At 73.7% G+C, this 20,670-nt stretch carries 18 protein-coding genes; 7 read left to right on the top strand and 11 right to left on the bottom strand.

Annotation, left to right across the window (positions count from 1 at the left end):
* Positions 1-76: 76 nt before the first annotated feature.
* Positions 77-700 carry a DM13 domain-containing protein gene (locus tag GA0070216_RS08185; RefSeq protein ID WP_091241639.1) on the bottom strand — a complete coding sequence of 208 codons (624 nt, stop codon included), beginning with the start codon at positions 698-700 and terminating at the stop codon, positions 77-79.
* Positions 701-1,114: 414 nt separating this feature from the next.
* On the opposite strand from GA0070216_RS08185, the gene GA0070216_RS08180 reads away from it, so the two are divergent.
* From GA0070216_RS08180 to GA0070216_RS08165, 4 genes are read left to right on the top strand one after another with little or no spacing between them, the layout of a single operon-like run.
* Complete coding sequence (locus GA0070216_RS08180; protein WP_425413142.1) at positions 1,115-1,972, top strand: ABC transporter ATP-binding protein; 858 nt, start codon at positions 1,115-1,117, stop codon at positions 1,970-1,972.
* A complete protein-coding gene (locus GA0070216_RS08175) occupies positions 1,965-2,849 on the top strand; it encodes an ABC transporter permease (protein WP_091241633.1) in 885 nt (294 codons plus the stop codon). Before GA0070216_RS08180 ends, GA0070216_RS08175 begins: the two co-directional genes overlap by 8 nt.
* On the top strand, positions 2,846-3,796 hold the full coding sequence (locus GA0070216_RS08170) for an ABC transporter ATP-binding protein (protein WP_091241630.1): 951 nt from the start codon (positions 2,846-2,848) through the stop codon (positions 3,794-3,796). Before GA0070216_RS08175 ends, GA0070216_RS08170 begins: the two co-directional genes overlap by 4 nt.
* Positions 3,796-4,506, top strand: a complete 711-nt coding sequence (locus tag GA0070216_RS08165; RefSeq protein WP_091241627.1) for an ABC transporter permease — start codon at positions 3,796-3,798, stop codon at positions 4,504-4,506. The genes GA0070216_RS08170 and GA0070216_RS08165 overlap by 1 nt, the downstream gene beginning before the upstream one ends.
* Before the next feature lie 220 nt (positions 4,507-4,726).
* Here GA0070216_RS08165 and valS read toward each other — a convergent pair whose 3' ends face one another.
* From valS to GA0070216_RS08125, 8 genes are all read right to left on the bottom strand, one after another.
* Positions 4,727-7,342, bottom strand: coding sequence for a valine--tRNA ligase (valS, locus tag GA0070216_RS08160; RefSeq protein WP_091241624.1), 2,616 nt, complete (start codon positions 7,340-7,342; stop codon positions 4,727-4,729).
* Between the two features lie 268 nt (positions 7,343-7,610).
* Entirely contained in the window at positions 7,611-9,185 is a 1,575-nt protein-coding gene (locus tag GA0070216_RS08155; RefSeq protein WP_141723025.1) for a trypsin-like peptidase domain-containing protein, read from the bottom strand.
* Between the two features lie 147 nt (positions 9,186-9,332).
* Positions 9,333-11,225, bottom strand: a complete 1,893-nt coding sequence (locus GA0070216_RS08150; RefSeq protein ID WP_091241617.1) for an ABC transporter ATP-binding protein — start codon at positions 11,223-11,225, stop codon at positions 9,333-9,335.
* A complete protein-coding gene (locus GA0070216_RS08145) occupies positions 11,222-13,030 on the bottom strand; it encodes an ABC transporter ATP-binding protein (RefSeq protein ID WP_091241614.1) in 1,809 nt (602 codons plus the stop codon). The genes GA0070216_RS08150 and GA0070216_RS08145 overlap by 4 nt, the downstream gene beginning before the upstream one ends.
* Before the next feature lie 37 nt (positions 13,031-13,067).
* Positions 13,068-13,580 (bottom strand): methylated-DNA--[protein]-cysteine S-methyltransferase, encoded by a 513-nt coding sequence (locus GA0070216_RS08140; protein ID WP_091241611.1) that lies wholly within the window; start codon positions 13,578-13,580, stop codon positions 13,068-13,070.
* Positions 13,577-15,241 carry a DNA-3-methyladenine glycosylase 2 family protein gene (locus GA0070216_RS08135; RefSeq protein WP_091242662.1) on the bottom strand — a complete coding sequence of 555 codons (1,665 nt, stop codon included), beginning with the start codon at positions 15,239-15,241 and terminating at the stop codon, positions 13,577-13,579. The genes GA0070216_RS08140 and GA0070216_RS08135 overlap by 4 nt, the downstream gene beginning before the upstream one ends.
* 241 nt (positions 15,242-15,482) lie before the next feature.
* Entirely contained in the window at positions 15,483-16,064 is a 582-nt protein-coding gene (locus GA0070216_RS08130; protein WP_091241608.1) for a hypothetical protein, read from the bottom strand.
* Complete coding sequence (locus GA0070216_RS08125; RefSeq protein ID WP_091241606.1) at positions 16,061-16,570, bottom strand: SigE family RNA polymerase sigma factor; 510 nt, start codon at positions 16,568-16,570, stop codon at positions 16,061-16,063. Before GA0070216_RS08125 ends, GA0070216_RS08130 begins: the two co-directional genes overlap by 4 nt.
* Positions 16,571-16,711: 141 nt before the next feature.
* Here GA0070216_RS08125 and GA0070216_RS08120 point away from each other — a divergent pair, with 141 nt between their 5' ends.
* The 3 genes from GA0070216_RS08120 (at position 16,712) to ychF (ending at position 19,218) form a co-directional block, all read left to right on the top strand.
* Complete coding sequence (locus tag GA0070216_RS08120) at positions 16,712-17,173, top strand: hypothetical protein (protein WP_091241602.1); 462 nt, start codon at positions 16,712-16,714, stop codon at positions 17,171-17,173.
* Positions 17,174-17,338: 165 nt separating this feature from the next.
* Complete coding sequence (locus tag GA0070216_RS08115; RefSeq protein WP_091241598.1) at positions 17,339-18,073, top strand: Type 1 glutamine amidotransferase-like domain-containing protein; 735 nt, start codon at positions 17,339-17,341, stop codon at positions 18,071-18,073.
* Between the two features lie 59 nt (positions 18,074-18,132).
* Positions 18,133-19,218 (top strand): redox-regulated ATPase YchF, encoded by a 1,086-nt coding sequence (gene ychF / locus GA0070216_RS08110; RefSeq protein WP_091241595.1) that lies wholly within the window; start codon positions 18,133-18,135, stop codon positions 19,216-19,218.
* 45 nt (positions 19,219-19,263) lie between these two features.
* Here the strand turns inward: ychF and GA0070216_RS08105 are convergent, their stop codons facing one another.
* Together GA0070216_RS08105 and GA0070216_RS08100 are read right to left on the bottom strand one after the other, a co-directional pair.
* Positions 19,264-19,845 carry a Uma2 family endonuclease gene (locus GA0070216_RS08105; RefSeq protein WP_091241591.1) on the bottom strand — a complete coding sequence of 194 codons (582 nt, stop codon included), beginning with the start codon at positions 19,843-19,845 and terminating at the stop codon, positions 19,264-19,266.
* Positions 19,846-19,959: 114 nt separating this feature from the next.
* Positions 19,960-20,571, bottom strand: a complete 612-nt coding sequence (locus GA0070216_RS08100) for a nucleotidyltransferase domain-containing protein (RefSeq protein ID WP_091241588.1) — start codon at positions 20,569-20,571, stop codon at positions 19,960-19,962.
* Positions 20,572-20,670: the final 99 nt, after the last annotated feature.

Here is a 20,670-nt window from a genome sequence, read left to right as displayed (position 1 = left end):
CGGTCGAGAGCGCCACTCCACTGCCGACCCGGAAGTGGATCAATGGAGGGGTGCGTCGACCGGATGGTGAGCGAGGTCAACCCACCGGGACCAGGGGCGCGGCACCGAACGAGACGGCGAATCGTTGACACCAGATCGCGACACTGTTCAGTCCGGCGAGGTCGGTGCCGGACGGGATGGCGTACGCCTGGTCGCCCTTGTTGCCCTTGAGCCGGCCCAGCTCCACCCGGCGGCCGTCGTCGAAGACGCCCCAGCCGGCCCGGCCGGTGCGTACCGGCTGGTCGGTGAGCCAGACCTTCAGATCGGGGCCGTTGGAGGTGTCCAATCCGACCAGCTCCAACCGGTGCCCCCCACCGGCGGTACGGACGATCCGGGCGGTGCCCGCGGTGTCGTGCTCGTGGCTGACGAACTTCCCCCGGCTGACCACCACCGGACGGGTGCTCGTGGGGCTGCCGGCGGGGGTCCCTGTCCCTGCGGCCGGGGTGGTCGGCGTGGTGCCGGCGGGGGTGGCCCCGGTGCCGGGGGCGTCGGCCGGGGTGGTGCCGGCCGGGGTGGCGTCCACCTCGGCGAGTTGTTCGTCGACCTGGTTGTCGGTCACCACCTTCCAGGGTTGGAACCAGTACAGGCCGAAGGCGACGCCGACGCCGAGGACGGCGACGGCGACCCAGGTCAGCGGGGTACGCAACAGGCGACGGGACATGCCGCCCAGTCTCGCCGGACAACGGTGGCCGGTCACCGCCCAACGCCGTTACGAAAGCCTTACCGCCCCGGCCGTGCAGACTTTCTGCCTGCCTGCCCTGGATCGACCCGCTGGGGTCGATGTAGCGGTATCAGGTGCGGCGGATACCGCTACATCGCTGATGACGAGTGGATCACCACTCTGCCCCGCCCCGCCCGGCCGCCTCCGCCAGGCCGCCTCCGCCCGGCCCGCCGGCCCACCCGGCGCAGCGCGGCCCGGCCGGCCGGTCGAGGACGGGGCTGGTCGAGGGCGGGAATCAGGGGCGACCCCGGGCGATTCCGGATACCCGCCAGGGTGCCACCTCCCTAGGCTGGCGGCGTGACACTGATCGCGACCGAGTCGCTGACCAAGACGTACGGAGGCCGGGTCACCGCCTTGGCCGACCTCACCGTCGCGGTCGAGCCGGGGATCATCGGGCTGGTCGGCGCCAACGGCGCCGGCAAGTCGACCCTGATAAAGATCCTGCTGGGCCTGCTCCCGCCGACCAGCGGACGGGTCTCCGTGCTCGACCTCGACCCCACCACCGACCCGGCGGCGGTCCGCGCCCGGGTCGGCTACATGCCGGAGCACGAGGCGCTCCCACCCGACCTCTCCGCCGCCGAGCTCGTCACCCACCTCGGGCGGATGAGCGGCCTGCCCCGGACGGTGGCCCGTGAGCGTGCCTCCGAGACGCTGCGGCACGTCGGCCTCTACGAGGAGCGCTACCGGCCGGTCGGCGGCTACTCCACCGGAATGAAGCAGCGGGTCAAGCTCGCCCAGGCCCTGGTGCACGACCCGGACCTGCTGCTGCTCGACGAGCCCACCAACGGCCTCGACCCGGCCGGCCGGGACGCCATGCTCGCCCTGGTCCACCGGATCGGCACCGAGTTCGGCATCTCCGTGCTGGTCTGCTCGCACCTGCTGGGCGAGGTGGAGCGGATCTGCGACACCCTGGTCGCCATCGACGGCGGCCGGCTCCTGCGCGCCGACCGGATCGACGCGATGACCTCGGCCACCGACGTGCTCGCCGTCGAGGTCAGCGAGGGCACCGACCAGTTGGCCGGCCGACTCGCCACGCTCGACCTGCCGGTGACCCGGGACGGCCGGATGCTGCTCGTCCCGCTCGTCGACGAGCGCACCTACGACCTGATCCTCGGCGCGGTCGCCGAGCTGGACCTGCCGCTGCACCGGCTGGACCAGCGCCGGCACCGGGTGGCCGAACTCTTCGCCCCGAGGGAGCCCAGCAATGCCTGAGCCGACCGGCGTCATCCACGACATCGGCTACCAGCGGTACACCGGCCCGAGGCTGGGCCGCCGGCACGTCTTCGGCGCGCTCTACCTGCACGGCCTGCGGACCGTCTTCGGGCTGGGCCGCAGCGCCAAGGCGAAGATCTTCCCCTGGCTGGTGGTCGGCATCGTGACCGTGGTGGCTGCCGGCCTCGCCGCCGTCCGCAGCCAGCTCGGCGAGGTGGTGATGACGTACGCCCAGTTCGCCGACGCGATGAGCTGGCTGGTCATCTTCTTCGTCGCGGTGGCCGCCCCCGAGCTGGTCTCCCGGGACCTGCGCAGCGGCGTGCTCCCGCTGTACTTCTCCCGGCCGCTGCCGCGCGACGACTACGCGCTGGCCAAGCTGCTCTCCCTGGTCAGCGCGCTCTGGCTGCTGCTGGGCGGGCCGCAGCTGGTGATGTTCCTGGCGGCGGCGTTCACCACCTCCGACGGCCTGCGCGGGACCTGGAACGAGCTGCTGGACCTGCTCCCCGGGTTGCTCTACGCCGGGCTGTGGGCGGTGGTCTTCGCCGCGATCGGCCTGCTGGTCGCCTCGCTCACCGGCAAGCGGGCGTTCGCCGCCGGCGGGATCGTGGCGGTGTTCCTGATGACCACTCCGATCGTCGGCGTGCTGTCGATCCTGCCGTCCCACGCGGTCAACGAGCTGGCCTTCCTCGCCTCGCCGTCGACGCTGGTCGGTGGGGTGGGCACCTGGGCGCTCGGTGACCTGCTGGTGCCCGAGGGACAGGGCGGCGGGATGCCGATCGGCAGCTTCGGCCCGGTCTACGCGATCGTCGCCGTGCTGCTGGTCACCGCCTGCACCGCCCTGCTGCTGCTGCGATACCGGAAGGTGGCCGCCCGATGACCACACTCGACACCGACGCCCGGCCGGCGGTCACCACCAGCACCCTGGATCTCGTCGGGGTCTCCCGCTGGTACGGCAACGTGGTGGCGGTCAACGACGTCACCATGCAGCTCAGCTCCGGGGTGACCGGCCTGCTCGGCCCCAACGGCGCCGGCAAGACCACCCTGCTGCACATGATGGCCGGCTTCCTCGCCCCGTCCCGGGGCACGCTCACCCTCGACGGCGAGTCGACCTGGCGCAATCCCGGTGTCTACCGCCGGCTCGGGCTGGTCAGCGAGCGGGAGGCGGTGCACTCCTTCCTCACCGCCAAGGAGTTCGTGCTGGCCAGCGCCAAGCTGCACCGGTTGCCCGACCCGGAGGCCGCCGCCCGCCGGGCGATCGAGCTGGTCGAGATGACCGACGCGCAGGACCGCCGGATCGGCACGTACTCCAAGGGGATGCGGCAACGTACCCGGGTGGCCGCCGCGCTGGTGCACGACCCGCAGGTGCTGCTGCTCGACGAGCCGTTCAACGGGATGGACCCGCGCCAGCGGCTGCACATGATGGGCCTGTTGCACTCCCTCGGCGACGCCGGGCGGACCATCCTGTTCAGCTCGCACATCCTGGAGGAGGTCGAGCAGGTCTCCGGCACCGTGCAGGTGATGGTCGCCGGCCGGCTGGCCGCCTCCGGTGACTTCCGCACCATCCGCCGGCTGATGACCAACCGGCCGCACGTCTTCGCGGTCCGCTCCACCGACGACCGGGCGCTGGCCGTGGCGCTGATGGCCGACCCGTCGGTCACCGGCGTCGAGCTGGACAAGACCGGCCTGACCGTACGGGCCGGCGACTACGGCGCGTTCACCCGGGCACTGCCGAAGATCGCGCTCGCCCGGCAGATCCGGGTCCGGCAGTTGACCCCCGAGGACGAGTCCCTGGAGAGCGTCTTCTCCTACCTGGTGGAGGCCTGATGTCAACCGTTTCCTGGATCACCGCGCGTGGGCTGTTCGGCCGTCGCCGGTTCCTCATGCTGCTGCCGCTGCCGGCGGTGCTGGTGTTGCTCGCCGTCCTCTGCCGGTCGCTCGGGGTGGACCCGGGTGAGTGGGCGCCGCCGGTGCTGGTCGGCCTCGGCCTGGCCGTGGTGCTGCCGGTGGTGGCGCTCATCATCGGCACCGGCGTGCTGGGCGCGGAGATCGACGACGGCACGGTGGTGCACATCCTGACCAAGCCGCTGCCGCGCTGGCAGATCGTGCTGCCGAAACTCATGGTGGCCGCCGGGGTCAGCGCGGCCACGGTCGCCGTGCCGCTCTACGTCGCGGGCGTGCTGGCCGATTCGGCACGCCTCGGCCTGGCCCTCGCCGCCGCCTCGGCGTTGGGCGCGCTGGCGTACTCGGCGCTGTTCCTGGCGCTCAGCCTGGTCACCCGGCGGCCGGTGCTGCTCGGCCTGGTCTACGTGCTGATCTGGGAGGGGCTGCTGGGCAACTTCGTCAGCGGCACCAAGGTGCTGTCGATCCAGCAGTGGGTGATCGCCCTGACCGACCGGATGGCCCCCACGGCGCTGCTGTCGACGACCGTCTCGGTGCCGGTCGCGGTGGTGCTGACCGCCCTGGTGAGCGTCGGCTTCACCGTCCTGGCGATCGACCGGCTCCGCTCCTTCAGCGTCGCCGGCGAGACCAGCTGATCCCGGTACCCCGCCCGGCCCGGCCCGGCAGCCTTGTCCCGGGCCGGGCGGTGGTGCGGCGGGGCGGGGCTGGGCCGGGCGGGCCGGGCGGGCCGGGTGGGGCGGCATGATCGACACAGGTGCGCCGATATAGCGGCATCCGCCCCACGCTGACACCGCTATATCGGCGATATTGCGAACCTCCGCGCGGGGTCGCCGACCCCGCGCGGGGCCCTGCCGGTCAGAAGGCGCTGGCGATCACCAGCTCGGGGGCGCGGTCGGGGAGCAGGTCGAGGGTGGTGATCCGGCCGGCGGCGCGGACGTCGTCGGCGATCAGGGTGAGCTGGTCGAGCAGGGCGGCCGGGCCCAACGCCTCGGCCAGCGGGATCTCCGCCCGCATCGACAGCTTGCGGTCGGACTTGGCCCGGCGGACCTGGGCCAGGGCGTCCCCGGCCAGCCGGAGCAGGGCCGGGTCACCGGTGCCGGTGATGGCCCGGTCCACCTCGTACGTGGTGGGCCAGGTGGCCCGGTGCACCGAGCCGTACCGCCACCACGACCAGACCTCCTCGGTCACGTACGGAAGCACCGGGGCGAAGAGCCGCAACTGCACCGACAGGGCGGTGGCGAGCGCCGCCCGGGCCGAGTCGGCACCCGGCCCGGTGCCATAGGCGCGTTCCTTCACCAACTCGATGTAGTCGTCGCAGAACCGCCAGAAGAACGCCTCGGCGGCCTGTAGGGCGGTCGTGTGGTCGTACCCGTCGAAGGCGGTGGTCGCGGTGGTGACCACGGCGGAGAGTTCGGCGAGCATGGCGGTGTCCAGCGGGGTGGTCGCCGGGGCGCGCAGGGCGTCGCCGGCGCCCAGCCCGAGCGCGAACTTCGACGCGTTGAGCAGTTTGGTGGCCAGTCGCCGGCCCACCTTGATCTGCGCCGGGTCGAAGGCCAGGTCCATCCCGGGCCGGCCGTTGGCGGCCCAGTAGCGGACCGCGTCCGAGCCGTGCTGTTGCAGCAACGCCATCGGGGTGACCACGTTCCCCTTGGACTTGGACATCTTCTTGCGGTCCGGGTCGAGGATCCAGCCGGAGAGCACCGCGTCCCGCCAGGGCAGCACCCCGTGCTCCAGGTGGGCGCGGACCACGGTGGCGAAGAGCCAGGTGCGGATGATCTCCTGCCCCTGCGGGCGCAGGTCCATCGGGAAGATCCGGTCGAACAGCTCCGGGTCGGTCTCCCAACCGCCGACGATCTGCGGGGTCAACGACGAGGTGGCCCAGGTGTCCAGCACGTCCGGGTCGCCGACGAAACCGCCGGGCACACCGCGCTGCGACTCGTCGTAGCCGGGCGGCGGCTCGCTGGACGGGTCGACCGGCAGCGACGCTTCGTCCGGTGTGAGAGGGTTGGTGTGGTCCGGCTCGCCAATGGCGTCGAGCCGGTACCACACCGGCACCGACACACCGAAGAAGCGCTGCCGGCTGACCAGCCAGTCACCGGTCAGCCCGCCCACCCAGTGCGCGTAGCGGTGCCCCATGTGCTCCGGCACCCAGCGCAGCTCGTCCCCCCGGGCCAGCAGCGCCGCCCGCAACTCGGCCTCCCGGCCACCGTTGCGCAGATACCACTGCCGGGTCGAGACGATCTCCAGCGGCCGGTCGCCACGCTCGTAGAACTTCACCGGATGGGTGATCTCGCGCGGCTCGCCGACCAGGTCACCGGCCGCGCGCAGCAGCTCCACCAGGGTCCGTCGGGCGGCGTTGACCGACTGCCCGGCCAGCGCCGCGTAGGGTGCCGCGGGCACGCCGGCCGGCGGCTCGGCCAGTAGCCGCCCGTCCCGGCCGATCACCACCCGGGTCGCCAGGTCGAGATCCCGCCACCAGGTCACGTCGGTCAGGTCACCGAACGTGCACACCATCGCGACGCCGGTGCCCTTGGCCGGGTCCGCCAGCGGATGCGCGCGCACCGGCACCTCCACCCCGAACACGGGGGTACGCACCGTCGCGCCCACCAGGTCGGCGTACCGCTCGTCGTCCGGGTGGCAGACCAGCGCCACGCAGGCCGGCAGCAACTCCGGCCGGGTGGTGTCGATCAGCACCTCCCGCCCGCCCGGCCCGGTGAACCGCAGCCGGTGGTACGCCCCCGGGCGCTCCCGGTCCTCCAGTTCCGCCTGGGCCACGGCGGTGCCGAACCCGACGTCCCACAGCGTCGGCGCCTCCGCCTGGTACGCCTCACCCCGGGCCAGGTTGCGCAGGAACATCCGCTGCGAGGTGGCCCGCGCCGCCCGCCCGATCGTGGTGTACGTCAGCGACCAGTCCACCGACAGCCCGAGCCGCCGCCAGAGCGCCTCGAAGACCTGCTCGTCGTCGGCGGTCAACCGCGCGCACAACTCGACGAAGTTGCGTCGGGAGATCGGGGTCGGCTCCCGGCGTCGGGCCTCGGTGACCGGGGCGTCGGGCGGCTGCCACGTCGGGTCGTACGGCAGGGACGGGTCGCAGCGCACCCCGTAGACGTTCTGCACCCGGCGTTCGGTGGGCAGGCCGTTGTCGTCCCAGCCCATCGGGTAGAACACGTTGCGGCCGCGCATCCGCTGGAACCGGGCCACCGTGTCGGTGTGCGTGTACGAGAAGACGTGCCCCATGTGCAGTTCGCCGGATACGGTCGGCGGCGGGGTGTCGATGGAGTACACGTCGTCGCCGCGACCGTGCCGACGGGGCGTCTGCGCCGCCGGCCCGCGACCCGCTACGGTCGCCTTCTCCCGGTCGAACGCGTACGTGCCCTCCTCCTGCCAGCGGTGCGCCCAGTGCTCCTCGATGCCGTCCAGGGTGGGACGTTCGGGAACACCGGCGCGGGCCGTCCTCGCCGTGTCAGTCATCGGTCGATCGTAGGCAGCCACCGACCTCCCGACCACCGGCTTTACCCGGCGTGCCGGCTGCCTCGCGCCGGGTGCCCGGCACGTCATGGGTCGTGGCGGGCCGGGTGTGCGGTGCGTCATGGGTCGTGGCGGGCCGGGTGTGCGGTGCGACGTGGGGCGGGCCGGGCGCGGTGACCGGCCGACCTACCGCTTCGAGGAGCCGACCGGACCGGGCGACCTACCGGACCGGGCGACCGGCCGGTTCGGGAAGCCGGCCGGACCCGGTGGGCTACCGGTTCGAGGAGCCGACCGGCGGGGTGAGCAGCGGCCCCTGGGTGGCGATCTGGAAGCCGAGCCCGGTGCGGCCGTTGACCCGGTCGAGGATCACCGAGACCGGCGCGTAGGTGTTCTTCTCGTCCGGGTTGGTGCAGGGACCCTCACCGGGGTCGCCGTTGTTCAGGATGCCCAGCGCCCGCCCGTCGGACTCGGTGAACAGCGGACCGCCGCTGTCACCCGGCCGGGCGCACACCCGCACGTCGATGCCGCCACTGGCCTTGCCGATGACCTCACCGCAGCGGGTGCCCGGCAGGTAACCGGCCCCGGCGCCCGAGTCGACGTACTGCTCGCCGGCCGCCGGGGTGTACGCCGAACCGGTGGCGCAGACCACCCAGCCGGCCTGCACCGCGCCGTACGGCGTGACGCCGGTGATCGGCACGTCGCGGCTGCCCTTGCTGGCGCAGGCCGGATTGTCCGCCACGCACCAGTAGTTGACCAGGCTCGGGGCGTTGCCCACGGTCCGCCTCGGGTACGCCCAGCGGGTCGTCGCGCCCTTCGCGTACGGCAGGACCGCGTAGTCGTTGGGGAAGGCGTTCTCGGCCAGCACCGGATTGGTCGACTCCAGGCCCACCGGCACCTTCGGCCCGAGGAACTGGTGCCAGGTGTCGTCGACGCGCTGGTGCCGGCCGCCGACCACGCAGTGCCCGGCGGTCAGCACGTAGTACTGCCCGGACTTCGCCCGGACGTTGAAGCCGGTGGTGCAACCGCCGACGGTGCCGTCGTCGCGGGGCACGTCGAGCCGGATGCCGCCGCGCATCGGCGCCTTGGCGCAGTAGCGCGGGTCGCACGCCTTGGGGATCGCGGAGTCGTCGAGCCGGGCCCGGGCCCGCACCGGCACCCCGGCCGCGTCGAGCGTGCCGGCCAGCCGGGCGTCGTCGGCGGGCACCGCGTCGCCGGTGAGCACCAGCACCTCGTTGGCCCGCTCGTCGACCAGCACGTCCCGACCGGCGGTGACGCCCAGCGTCCCGGCCAGCCGGGCCGCCGCCGCGTCGAGGTCGCGCCGCGAGTGGCGCACCGGCACGACGGTGACGTGCCGGGCGTCCGGCAGGCCGGCGACCGCCTCGGTGACCGGTGCCGGATCGGTGGCGGCGATGGTGAGCACACCGCCACCGGCCTGGTCCAGCCACATCCCGGCGTACGAGTCGGGGAAACGGGCGGCCAGGGTGTCGGCCAGCGGCGCGGACAGCTCCTGGAGGGCCAGCCGGCGGGCGGCCTCGCCCGGGGCGACCCGGTAACGGTCGCTCAGGTAGCTCACCGAGGCGGGGGCGGCCTGCGCGACCTGGGTCGCGGGGCGGGTCACCACCGGTGCCGGGCGGGGGGCGGCAGGTGCCGCGACCCGGCCGCCGGTGCCGGCTCCGGCCGCCGCGCGGACGTCCTCGGCGGCCGGAGCCGCCCCGGCCGACCAGGCGCCGCCGGATGGTCCGGTGGCCGGACCGGCGTCCCGGTCCACGGCCAACGCCACCCCCGTCGTTCCCACCGTGCTCAGCGCCAATGCCGCCGCCAGGACCACTCGTCCACGAATCCGCACGCCGCGCCCTCCCCCGTATGCCGGCGATGCGATCGACCCCGCCGCGCCCGCCCGACCGGTCGGAGCGGTCGGGCGGGCGGCGGGGCCCATCAATGCGCAGAGAGTCTAGCCGTCCCGTGCACCACCGGCCGCCCCGGACGGCCGAGGTCAGATCAGCGAATCGCGCCACTGCCGGTGCAGTGCGGCGTACCGGCCGCCGGTGGTGGCGAGCCGGGCCGGTGAGCCGTCCTCGACGATCCGTCCGGAGTCGACGACCAGCACCCGGTCGGCGGTCTCCACTGTGGAGAGCCGGTGCGCGATCACCAGCGCGGTGCGGTCCCGCAGCACGGTGGCCAGCGCCCGCTGCACCAACCGCTCGGTCGGCACGTCCAGCGACGACGTCGCCTCGTCCAGGATCAGCACCCGGGGGTCGGCCAGGAACGCGCGGGCGAACGCGACGAGTTGCCGCTGCCCGGCGGAGAGCCGGCCGCCGCGCCGGTGCACCTCGGTGGCGTACCCGTCGGGCAGGGCGGCGATGAAGTCGTGCGCGCCGATCGCCCGCGCCGCCGCCTGCACCGCCGCGTCGGTGGCGTCCGGCCTGCCGAACCGGATGTTCTCCGCCACCGAGCCGCCGAACAGATGGTTCTCCTGGGTCACCAGCACCACGGCGCGCCGCAGCTCCGCGTCGGACAGCGCCCGCAGGTCGACGCCGTCCAGCTCGACCGTGCCGTCGTCCGGGTCGTGGAAGCGGGCGAGCAGCTTCGCCACCGTCGACTTGCCGGCACCGGTCGGGCCGATCAGGGCCACCGTCTGCCCGGCCGGCACGGCCAGGCCCAGCCCGGTCAGGATCGGTGTCTGCGGCCGGTAGCCGAAGGACACCGCACGGAACGTCACCGCACCCCGGCCCGGCCCGGCCGGCAACGGCACCGGCGACGCCGGCTCGGGCACCCCGGGCTGCTCGTCCAGCACCCCGGCGAGCTTCTCCAGGGCGGCGGTCGCCGACTGGAGGGAGTTGTAGAACTGGCTCAGCTCCTGCATCGGCTCGAAGAACCGGCGCAGGTAGAGCAGGAACGCGGCGAGCACCCCCACGTCGGTGTGGCCGCCCAGCACCCGCCAACCGCCGTACCCGAGCACCAGCGCCACGGTGACGTTGCCGATCACCTTGATCGCCGGCGAGTACGTGGCGATCAGCCGGAAGCCGTGCTGGCTGGTCCGCCGGTACTCGTCGTTGACCGTCACGAAGATCTGCTGGTTGCGCGGTTCGCGGCGGAACGCCTGCACCGCGCGGATGCCGCGCAGCGACTCCACGAAGTGGACGATCACCAGGGCCACCGCCTCCCGGCTGTGCCGGTAGGCCTGTGCCGAGGCGCGGGCGAACCAGCGGGACAGCCAGAACAGGAAGGGGAACGCCAGCAGGGTCACCGCCGCCAGCGGCAGGTCCAGCCAGAGCAGGATGGCGGCGACCGACAGCACCGACAACGCGGCGGCGGCCAGGGTGTCGATCCCCCCGTCGACCAGTTCGGCGATGGAGTCCACGTCGCTGGTGAGCCGGGACACCACCCGACCAGAGGTGTAGCGCTCGTGGAAACCGACCGAGAGGGTCAGCAGGTGGCCGTACACCCGCTGGCGGAGTTGGAGCAGGACGGCCTGGCCGATCCGGGTGGAGCGGGTGAGGTAGCTGCGCCGGGCGGCGTACTCGGTGACGGCCGCGACGGCGAACGCGCCCGCGACGGCCGCCAGCGGACCCGGGTCGCCGGCCCGCAGCGGCGGCACCGCCCGGTCGATGCCGAGCATGACCAGGTACGGCCCGGCCATCGCGGCGGTGTTCTGGACGAGCAGCAGGGCCACCGCCGCGCCGAGTGGCCTGCGGTGCGGGCGGAGCAGGTCCCGCAGCAGCGCCCGGCTCCGCCCGCGCAGCCGGGCCACCGCCTCGGGCGAGTCGTCCTCGGCGCGGCTGCGGTCGGCGTCCGGGTCGGTGGCCAGTCCCCGCCAGTGGGACAACTCGGCGGCGGGCCGGCCGTCGCCCCCGGTCGGGGGGTGCTGTCGGGGCGGGCGGCTCACGAGCGCACCAGGCCCGGCGTCGGCGAGGGTTCGGCGGCGAGCACCGCCCGGTACGCCGGCACCGTGGCCAGCAGTTCGGAGTGCCGGCCGACGGCGGTGATCCGACCCCCGTCGAGCAGGGCCACCCGGTCGGCCAGCGCGACGGTCGACGGCCGGTGCACCACCAGCAGCGCGGTGGTGTCCCGCAGCACCCGGCGCAACGCCGCCTCGACCAGCGCCTCGGTCTGTACGTCCAGGGCGGAGAGCGGGTCGTCGAGGACCAGCAGCTTCGGCCGGCCGAGCACCGCCCGGGCCAGCGCCAACCGTTGCCGCTGCCCGCCGGAGAGCGACAGGCCCTGCTCACCCACCCGGGTCGCCAACCCCCACGGCAGGTCGTACGCGAAGTCGGCCTGGGCCAGCGCCAACGCGGCCCGGACCTGGTCGGCGTCGGCGTCCGGGCAGCCCAGGGTGAGGTTCTCCCAGATCGACATGGAGAACAGGGTCGGCTCCTCGAAGGCCACCCCGACCAACCGGCGCAGCGCGTCCAGGCGTACCTCGCGCAGGTCGTGCCCGTCCAGGGTGATCCGGCCGCCGGTCACGTCGTAGAGCCGGGGGACCAGGGAGAGCAGGGTGCTCTTGCCGCAGCCGGTCGCCCCGACCAGGGCCAGCGTCTCGCCCGGCTCGACGGTCAGCTCGATCTCCCGCAGCACCGGTTCGGCGCTTCCCGGGTAGCGGAACGACACCCCCTCGAAGCGGAGCCGGCCGCGGACCGCCGACCGGGCCAACGGCACGGCACCCGGGGCATCCACGATGGACGGCGGGGTGTCCAGCACCTCCTGGATGCGGTCGGCGGCGGTCGCCGCCTCCTGCCCGTTGGCGATGATCCAGCCGAGCGACTGCACCGGCCAGATCAGCATGAGCTGGAGGCTGACGAACGCGACCAGCTCGCCGATGGTCAACGCGTCCCGGGCGACCAGGGTCGCGCCGCCGACCAGCGTCACCCCCAGGGTCAGGTTGGGCACCAGGTCGAACAGCGCCGAGGCGCCGGCCAGCAGGACGCCCTTGCCGACGCCTGTGTCGTGCAGCGCGCGGGCCCGCCCGGCGAACCGGTCGGCCAACTCCGGCCCCCGCCCGTACGCCTTCATGGTGCGCAGCCCCTGCGCGGTCTCCTCGACCAGGGTGGCCACGTCGCCCTGCTGGTCCTGCATCCTTCGGGACGCGGCGTGGTAGTTCCGGCCGAACCGGCGGCTGATCAGGAACAGCGGCACCGCGCTGGCCGCCACCAGCAGCCCCAGCGGCCCGTGCAACCGGAGCAGGAGGATCACCACGGCGACGTAGGTGACCATGTTGAGCACCAGGAAGAGCAGCCCGAAGGAGAGGAACCGGCGTAGCACCGACAGGTCGCTGATGGCCCGGGACAGCAGCTGCCCGGACTGCCAGCGGTCGTGGAAGCCGGCCGGCAGGCGTTGCAGGTGGGCGTAGAGGTCGGCGCGGATGGTCGCCTCCATGCCGACCGAGGAGGAGGACTGGCTCCACCGCCGGATGAAGATCAGCACCGCCTCGACGAGCCCGAGCAGCAGGGCCAGCCCGCCGAGTCGGAGCAGCCCGGCCTCGTCGTGCCGGGCGATCGGCCCGTCCACCACCCGCTGCACCACTAGCGGTACGGCGAGACCGGCCCCGGTGGCGGCCAGCGCGGCCAGCAACAGCAGCACGTACGCGGCGGCGTACGGGCGCAGGTAGCGGCGCAGCCGCCAGAGGTTGCGCAGCGACCGGACCCGGCCGTCCGCCCTCGGGGTGGCCGGGTCGCCGTCGCACTGCGCAGGCACTACCCGACGGTAGCGTCGAACGGCGTCGATGCCGCTGTCAGGTTGCCGTCAGCCCGCGCTCATGACCGAGCAACCACTGCTTCACCGCCAACCCGTACCGGTAGCCGCCGAGGGTCCCGTCGGTGCGCAGCACCCGGTGGCAGGGGACGAAGAGGGCGACCGCGTTGCGGGCACAGGCGGCGGCGGCTGCCCGGACCGCGGCGGGCCGACCGGCCAGCGCGGCGTACCCGGTGTAGGTGATCGGCTCGCCGGGCTTGACGTCCCGCAGCACGATCCAGGCGTGGCTCTGGAACGCCCCACCGCTGTGCTGGGTCACCGGCACCTCGTCGATCGCGGTCAGCTCACCGGCGAGATAGGCGTGGACGGCGGCGGTCACCGGACCGAGGTCGGCGTGCTGCCGCAGCGGGCCGCGCAGGCTCGGGTGCACCAGCGGCAGCAGGCTCTCCGGGTCGGCGGTGAACCCGGCGGCCCGGATCGCGCCGTCCGGGCCGACCAGCACACTGAGCGGGCCGGTCGGGGTGTCCATGGTGGTGGTGTCGATGGTCGTCATGCCGCTCTCCAGAGTCTGATCGCCGCGTACGACCGCCAGGGCCGCCAGCGGTCCGCGTACGCGTCGAGGGTGGTGGGGGTGTGGGGCAGGCCGAGGGCGGCGGCGCCCCGGCGTACCGCGAGGTCGGTGGGGAGCAGCACGTCCGGGTCGCCGAGGGCGCGCATGGCCAGGTAGCCGGCCGTCCACGGGCCGATCCCGGGCAGCGCGGTCAACCGCCGTACGGTCTCCGTCCGGTCCCCGCCGGGTTCCAGGTCGACCTCCCCGGCGGCGACCGCCCGGGCCAGCGTCCGGATCGTCTCCCGCCGCGCGACCGGCATCCCGAACGCCGCATCCGGCAACCCCAACACCTCCTCCGCCCCCGGAAACCCCCGCACCACCCCCCACGCACCCCCCACCCCACCGCCCTCTCCACGCGCGCCGCGTGCTCCGTGTCCGCCGCGTGCTCCGTGTCCGCCGTGCGCTCCGTGTCCGCCGTGCGCTCCGTGTCCGCCGTGCGCTCCGGGTTCGCCGCGGTGATCAAGAGGTTTGGGACGCCGGGAAGCGCTCTCCGTGACGCAAACCTCTTGATCACCGGAGCCGGGGCGGTCGGTGGGGGGAGGGCAGGGGGCGGGGGGAGGGGAGGGGGTGCGGGGGTGGTGGAGGAGGCGGGTGAGGGTGGTGGTGGCGGCGCGGAGGGAGATCTGTTGGCCGATGATCGCGCGCAGGGCCAGCTCGAAACCGTCGACCGCACGGGGGAGGCGGACGCCGGGTTCGGCGGCGACGATCCCGGCGAGGGCCGGGTCGGCGGCCAGCGTCTGGTCGACCGCCTCCGGGTCGGCGTCCAGGTCGAACAGGCGACGGCAGCGGGCCACCGCCGGGGCCAGGTCGCGCAGGTCGGCCAGCCTCAGCGTCGCCGCGACGTATCCGGCGACCGGAGTGAGCGCGATCTCCGCCGGGCCGTGCGGCAGCCGCAACCCCCGGCGGTACGTCCCGTCGACCACGTCCTCCACGCCGGGCAGCACCCGGGCGGCCAGGTAGTCCAGCAGCGCGGTGGCGTGCAACGGCGGCCGGTACGCCAACCGGAGCGTGATCGTGCCCGCCCCGCCCGGTGCCGGCCGGCCGCCCCGCGCGGTGCGCAGCTGGGACGGCACGGTCCCGTACACCTCGCGGACCGTGTCGTTGAACTGCCGCACGCTGCCGAAACCTGCCGCGAACGCCACCTCCGCCAGGCCCAGCCCGGTGGTCTCGATCAGCGTCCGGGCGGTCTGTGCGCGTTGCGCCCGGGCCAGCGCCAACGGGCCGGCCCCCAGCTCCGCCCGGAGCATCCGGTGCAGGTGCCGTTCGGTGTAGCCCAGTCGGGCGGCCAGCCCCGGCACGCCGTCCCGGTCGACCACCCCGTCGGCGATCAGCCGCATGGCCCGGCCCACCACGTCGGCGCGGACGTCCCACTGCGGCGAGCCGGGCGCGGCGTCCGGCCGGCACCGGCGACAGGCCCGCAGCCCGGCCCCCTGCGCGGCGGCTGCCGACGCGAAGAACCGGACGTTGCGTCGTTTCGGCGTCATCGCCGGGCAGGACGGCCGGCAGTAGATCCCGGTCGACGTGACGCCGGTGTAGAACCAGCCGTCGAACCGCTGGTCACGGCTGTCCACGGCCCGGTAGCACCGTTCGAAGTCCAACTCCACGCCACCGATCATGCCCGCAGCTCAGCGGCGGTGGCTCGCGGAAATCGGACCTCAGTGTGCCGCTTTCCGGGGACGACCCCCGGGGACCGGCAACCCGCCCGGACGCTGGCGACCGCCCCGGGCCGACAGGTCAGTGGTTGGCCCGATGGCTGCCCGCCCCCGGGCCGACAGGTCAGTGGCCGGCGCAGCGACCGCCCCCGGGCCGACAGTGCATGGCCGGCCCGGGGGCGGTCGCTGGGCGTCAGCGCCCGGGCGCTCCTGCCGGCGCCGCCGGTGCCGGTGCGGCGATCCTGCCGGTTCGGGGCTGGTCGACGGGGGGTGCGGTGACGGCGGGGGCCGGTGCGGCCGTCCGGCCGGTTCGGGGCCGGTCGACCGGGGGTGCGGTGACGGCGGGGGCCGGTGCGGCCGGATTGCCGGTCCGGGGCTGGTCGAGGGGCGGCGCGGTCTGGGCCGGAACGGGTGCCCCGGGTGCCGCCGGAAGGGGCAGGACCGGTGGCTCGGGCGCGGCGGTCCGGCCGGTCAGGGGGGCCGGGTCGGCGGGCGGTGCGGTCCGGGCCGGCGCGGGGGCCGGCGCGGCCGGCGGGCCACTCGGCGTCGAGGCCGGCACGGCGGGCGGGGCGTCCCGGCCACCGCTGGCGGCCATCGCGATCGGGGCGGCGATCAGCACGGCGGCGAGGGCGCCCACCGCGCTCATCGTCACCGTGGCGCGGCGTCGGGTCCGGGCCCGGTGTTCGGCCCGGGGCAATTGGTCGTGCACTGTCGGTGCCTCCTCGGCAAGGTCGGTGAGGGTGGCGCGGATGAGGTTCTCGAAGGGCGTGGTCACCGCCGTACCTCCAGCAGTTCGATGTCCGGCAGGAGTTGCCGCAGCCGGGCCACGGCCCGGTGGGTGCGGCTGCGTACGGTGCCGACCGAGCAGCCGAGCGCGGCGGCCACCTGGGTCTCGGTCAGGTCCTCGTAGTAGCGCAGGACCACGACCGTGCGCTGGGCCGCCGGCAGCGCCCGCAGCGCGGTCCGCATCGCCAGCCGTACGTCGGTGCCGCCGCTCGGATCGGGACCGGCCCGTTCGTCGGCGCCGGTGAGCAACGTCTCCCGGTACCGGCGCAGTCGCCGCCACCAGCTCACCTGCTCCCGGTACATGACCGCGCGCAGGTAACCCTCCGGGTCGGTGTGCCGCAGTTCGCGCCACCTCGGAATGGTCCTGGCCAGCGCCGACTGGAACAGGTCCTCGGCGGCGTGCCGGTCCCCGGTGAGCAGGTACGCGACCCGCATCAGGGCCGGCGTCCGGCTGGCCACGAAATCGGCCAGTCGGGCCCGGTCGTCCTCGTCCACCCGCCCTCCCCGATGTTGGCTGTCACAGATACAGACGCCCCAGCTCGTCGCAGCTATCCCGGTGGCCGGACGGAGTTTCCCGCCGGAAAGTGTCGGTAGTGGTCGGTAGCGTCCCGGCACCAACTCCAGAAGGGTGCGGCGATGGCGAGCGTGACCGGGCGTGGGGACCCTCGGTCAGGGCGGACGCGGCTGGACGATGCTGTGGCGCAGGGCCTCTACGACCGGATGCGGGTGGTCGCGCCGGCCGCCTTCGGCGCGATCGAGCGGGACCGGGCCGACGACCCGGCGCGGCCGTTCGCCGACACCGCCTGTGGTCGGCTGGCCGGGTCCCTCGACGCGGCCGGCCTGCGGGCGCTGGGCATGTGGGCGCACCACTGGTGCATGCGGTTCTACGACGACGACACCCGGGTCGGTCGGCGGCTGGTTCGGGAGATCGCCGGCCGGCGGGGGCTGGGCTGGACGGTCGACGAGGTCCGCTGGATGCTCGGCGAGTCCGAGCGGGCCGGCCCGACCGCGCGGGACCGGTTCACCCTGCCGCTCGCGGCGGCCGGTGAGCTGCCCGGGGTGACCGACGGCGGGGCGGGCTGGCGGCTGGCCGGGTGACCCCGCCCGGCGGTCGGGGCGGGCCGGCGGTCGGGGCGACAGTGACCGGGACGACAGTGACCGGGGCGCGGTTCCGGTCGGGCGGGACACAGCCGGGGTGTGACGGCGGTCGGGGTGTGACGGTGGCGCAGGATGGGGGCGGAGCCAGCCGACGAGAGGACCAGCATGCCCGCCAGCGAACCGACGATCGTCGCCACCAGCATGGGTTTCACCAGCCGTGGCCGGGGGCCCTGGGACGCCGACCCCGGGCCGGTCTTCGACCTGATGGCCGGGTTGGCGCAGGCCGACGAGCCGAGGATCTGCTACCTCAACCAGGCCGTCGGCGACCAGCCCACCTCGCTGACGGTCTTCCACGGCGCGTTCGCCGGTACCCGCTACCGCCCCTCGCACCTGGCGTTGTTCCCGATGCCCAACGTCGAGGACGTCCGGGCCCACCTGCTCGGTCAGGACATCATCTGGGTCGGTGGCGGCAGCGTGGCCAACCTCTGCGCGGTGTGGCGGGTGCACGGCCTGCCGGAGATCCTGCGCGAGTGCTGGGAGGCCGGGGTGGTGCTCGGCGGGGTCTCCGCCGGCTCGATCTGCTGGCACGTCGGCGGCACCACCGACAGCTTCGGCCGGAAGTTGCGCGCCTACACCGACGGTCTGGGCTGGCTGCCGTACGGCAACGGGGTGCACTACGACAGCGAGGCCGAGCGCCGGCCGCTGCTGCACCGGCTGGTCGCCGACGGCACCCTGCCGGCCAGCCACTGCACCGACGACGGGGTGGGGCTGGTCTACCGGGGCACCCGGCTGGCCGAGGTGGTCGCCGACCGGCCCGGGGTGGCCGGGTACGAGGTGGTGCCGGACGGTGCGGGTGGGGTCCGGGAGACCCGGATCGAGCCCCGGCTGCTCACCGCCTGACGATCTCTGCCGGGGCTGCCTGTCCGGGGTGCGGGTGTGACGGCGTAAGCTGGCCCGTCGTGAGTCTCACCATCGGCATCGTCGGCCTGCCCAACGTCGGCAAGAGCACCCTGTTCAACGCGCTGACCAAGAACGACGTGCTCGCGGCGAACTACCCGTTCGCCACCATCGAGCCCAACGTCGGGGTGGTGGGGCTGCCGGACGAACGGCTCGGCAAGCTCGCGGAGATCTTCTCGTCGCAGAAGGTGCTGCCCGCGCCGGTGTCGTTCGTCGACATCGCCGGCCTGGTCCGGGGCGCGTCGAAGGGGCAGGGCCGGGGCAACGCGTTCCTGGCGAACATCCGGGACGCCTCGGCGATCTGCCAGGTGGTGCGGGCCTTCTCCGACCCGAACGTGGTGCACGTCGACGGCAAGGTCTCGCCGGCCGACGACATCGAGACGATCAACACCGAGTTGATCCTGGCCGACCTGCAGACCCTGGAGAAGGCGCTGCCCCGGCTGGAGAAGGAGGCCAAGCTCCGTAAGGACCGGGCCGCCGCCGTCACCGCTGCGAAGCAGGCCGTCGAGGTGCTCGACGGTGGCACCACCCTGTACGCCGGGGCCGCCGCCGCCAAGATCGAGCTGGAGCACCTGCGGGAGCTGCACCTGCTCACCACCAAGCCGTTCCTCTACGTCTTCAACGTCGACGAGGCCGAGCTGGCCAACGCCGGTTTCCTCGACGAGCTGCGCGCGCTGGTGGCCCCCGCCGAGGCGGTCTTCATGGACGCCAAGATCGAATCCGAGCTGGTGGACCTGCCCGAGGACGAGGCCCGCGAGCTGCTGGAGTCCATCGGGCAGCACGAGCCGGGCCTGAACCAGCTCGTCCGGGTCGGCTTCCGCACGCTCGGGCTCCAGACGTACCTCACGGCGGGTCCGAAGGAGGCGCGGGCCTGGACCGTGCCGGTCGGCGCGACCGCCCCGGAGGCCGCCGGGGTGATCCACAGCGACTTCCAGCGCGGCTTCATCAAGGCCGAGGTGGTCTCCTACGGCGACCTGGTCACGGCCGGATCGATGGCGGCGGCGAAGGCCGCCGGCAAGGTCCGGATCGAGGGCAAGGAGTACGTCATGCAGGACGGCGACGTGGTCGAGTTCCGCTTCAACGTGTAGCGACGGACGGCCTCTGGCGGACATCGGCCGGGTGCCCTGCCCGGTCTAGCTGTTGCGGCCGGGCACCAGCCCATCCAGATCGATCCTGATCGCGAACGGCGTCGTGGTGAGCAACTCGTGTCGATGGATTCCGGTCGGCGCGTACGACCGGGTGGGCTCGTCGAGTTCGTAGGCGTGGACCACAGGTGATCCGTCCTCGTCCTCGATACGCCAGTAGCTCGGGATGCCGGCTTCCGCGTACTTGCGCAGCTTGACGTTGCGGTCCCGGTGCGCCGACTCCGGCGAGACCACCTCCACGACCAGAAGGGTCTCTTCCGGCGTGTAGCAGGTACGGGACGGATCGTAAGGTGCCGTCGTGGCCAGGAGATCGGGCTCGGGACGATTCCACCTGTCGAGTCGGATCGTGATTTCCCGGTCCACCTCGATGCCTGCCGGTGCCTGGCCGCTCAGGGAGTTCACCAGCGCGGTGATCATCCTGGCGTGCCAGACCCGCTGGGGGGACATCATGAAGACGAGTGCTCCATCGATCAGCTCGGTGTGACGCGGCGCTTCGGAAAGGTGGTCGAGGTCGTCGGCGTACCACCCCTCGGGGCGGGGCGGCCGCATCCACTCGGGCACCGCAGTCATGCCGTCACCGTAGCATTCGGTAATGACCGCCTGGCCTGCTGCGCGCGGGCGTTCGGCTGTCGCATACCGACGGGTCGGGCTTCACCATCTCGCCGGTTCCGGCTCTGGAGAGGGTCAGTGCGGTGCCAGTCGAGGGTCGTCGGCCCACGGTGAGCGCGGGTGTGCACGGCGGACGGCCTCGCCCAGCCACCGGCGTTGCTCGGGACTCAGCAGACCATGGGCGATGTCCAGGTCGTGTTCGTCCCGAGGGCGCGGGTCTCGCGACTTCCACAGTAGTTGGGTGACCGGCGTCCCGGTCGGCACGGAGTCGATGGGCGTGACCGCCGAACCCCACGGGAGCGTGATTCGTGGATCGCGGCGGTAGCGCCAGCCTGCCCCGTCGCCGTCCTCCAGATTGATCTGGAGGACGAAGCGCTCCCGATCCGGGTCGTGTACCCAGATGTTGTGCAGCCGGTGGTCGCCGAGCTGCCCTGCCAGGGGGAGCAGGTGCCCGCTGATGGCCGCGTACGGCCGCAGCTGTGCCGGCAGGTCGTCGAGGAGGCCGGACAACGCCGGCCGGAGGGTGCTGACGTCGATGTCGCCGTGCGCCCGGCTCGGCCTGCCGAGCCAGTGGTCGATGGCCCACCCGCCGGAGAGCCACCAGCGCGCCGGGCCGCCGGTGAACAGCGAGCGCACCTCGGCGACGGAGAGCGCCGCCCAGATGTGCCGGTGGGGGTCGTACCGCACGGACCCAGCCTGACAGCGGTCCTTCTCGGGCACCAGTCGTTGCCCTCGTCTCGGGTGCGCCGCCTCGGGGGAGGGGCGTCCAGCAGCGGGCGGGCCGGG

It is taken from the genome of Micromonospora matsumotoense (assembly GCF_900091525.1).
Taxonomy (GTDB): domain Bacteria; phylum Actinomycetota; class Actinomycetes; order Mycobacteriales; family Micromonosporaceae; genus Micromonospora; species Micromonospora matsumotoensis.
Note: the sequence above shows the minus strand (reverse complement) of the source record. Positions and strands in the feature narration are given on the sequence as shown.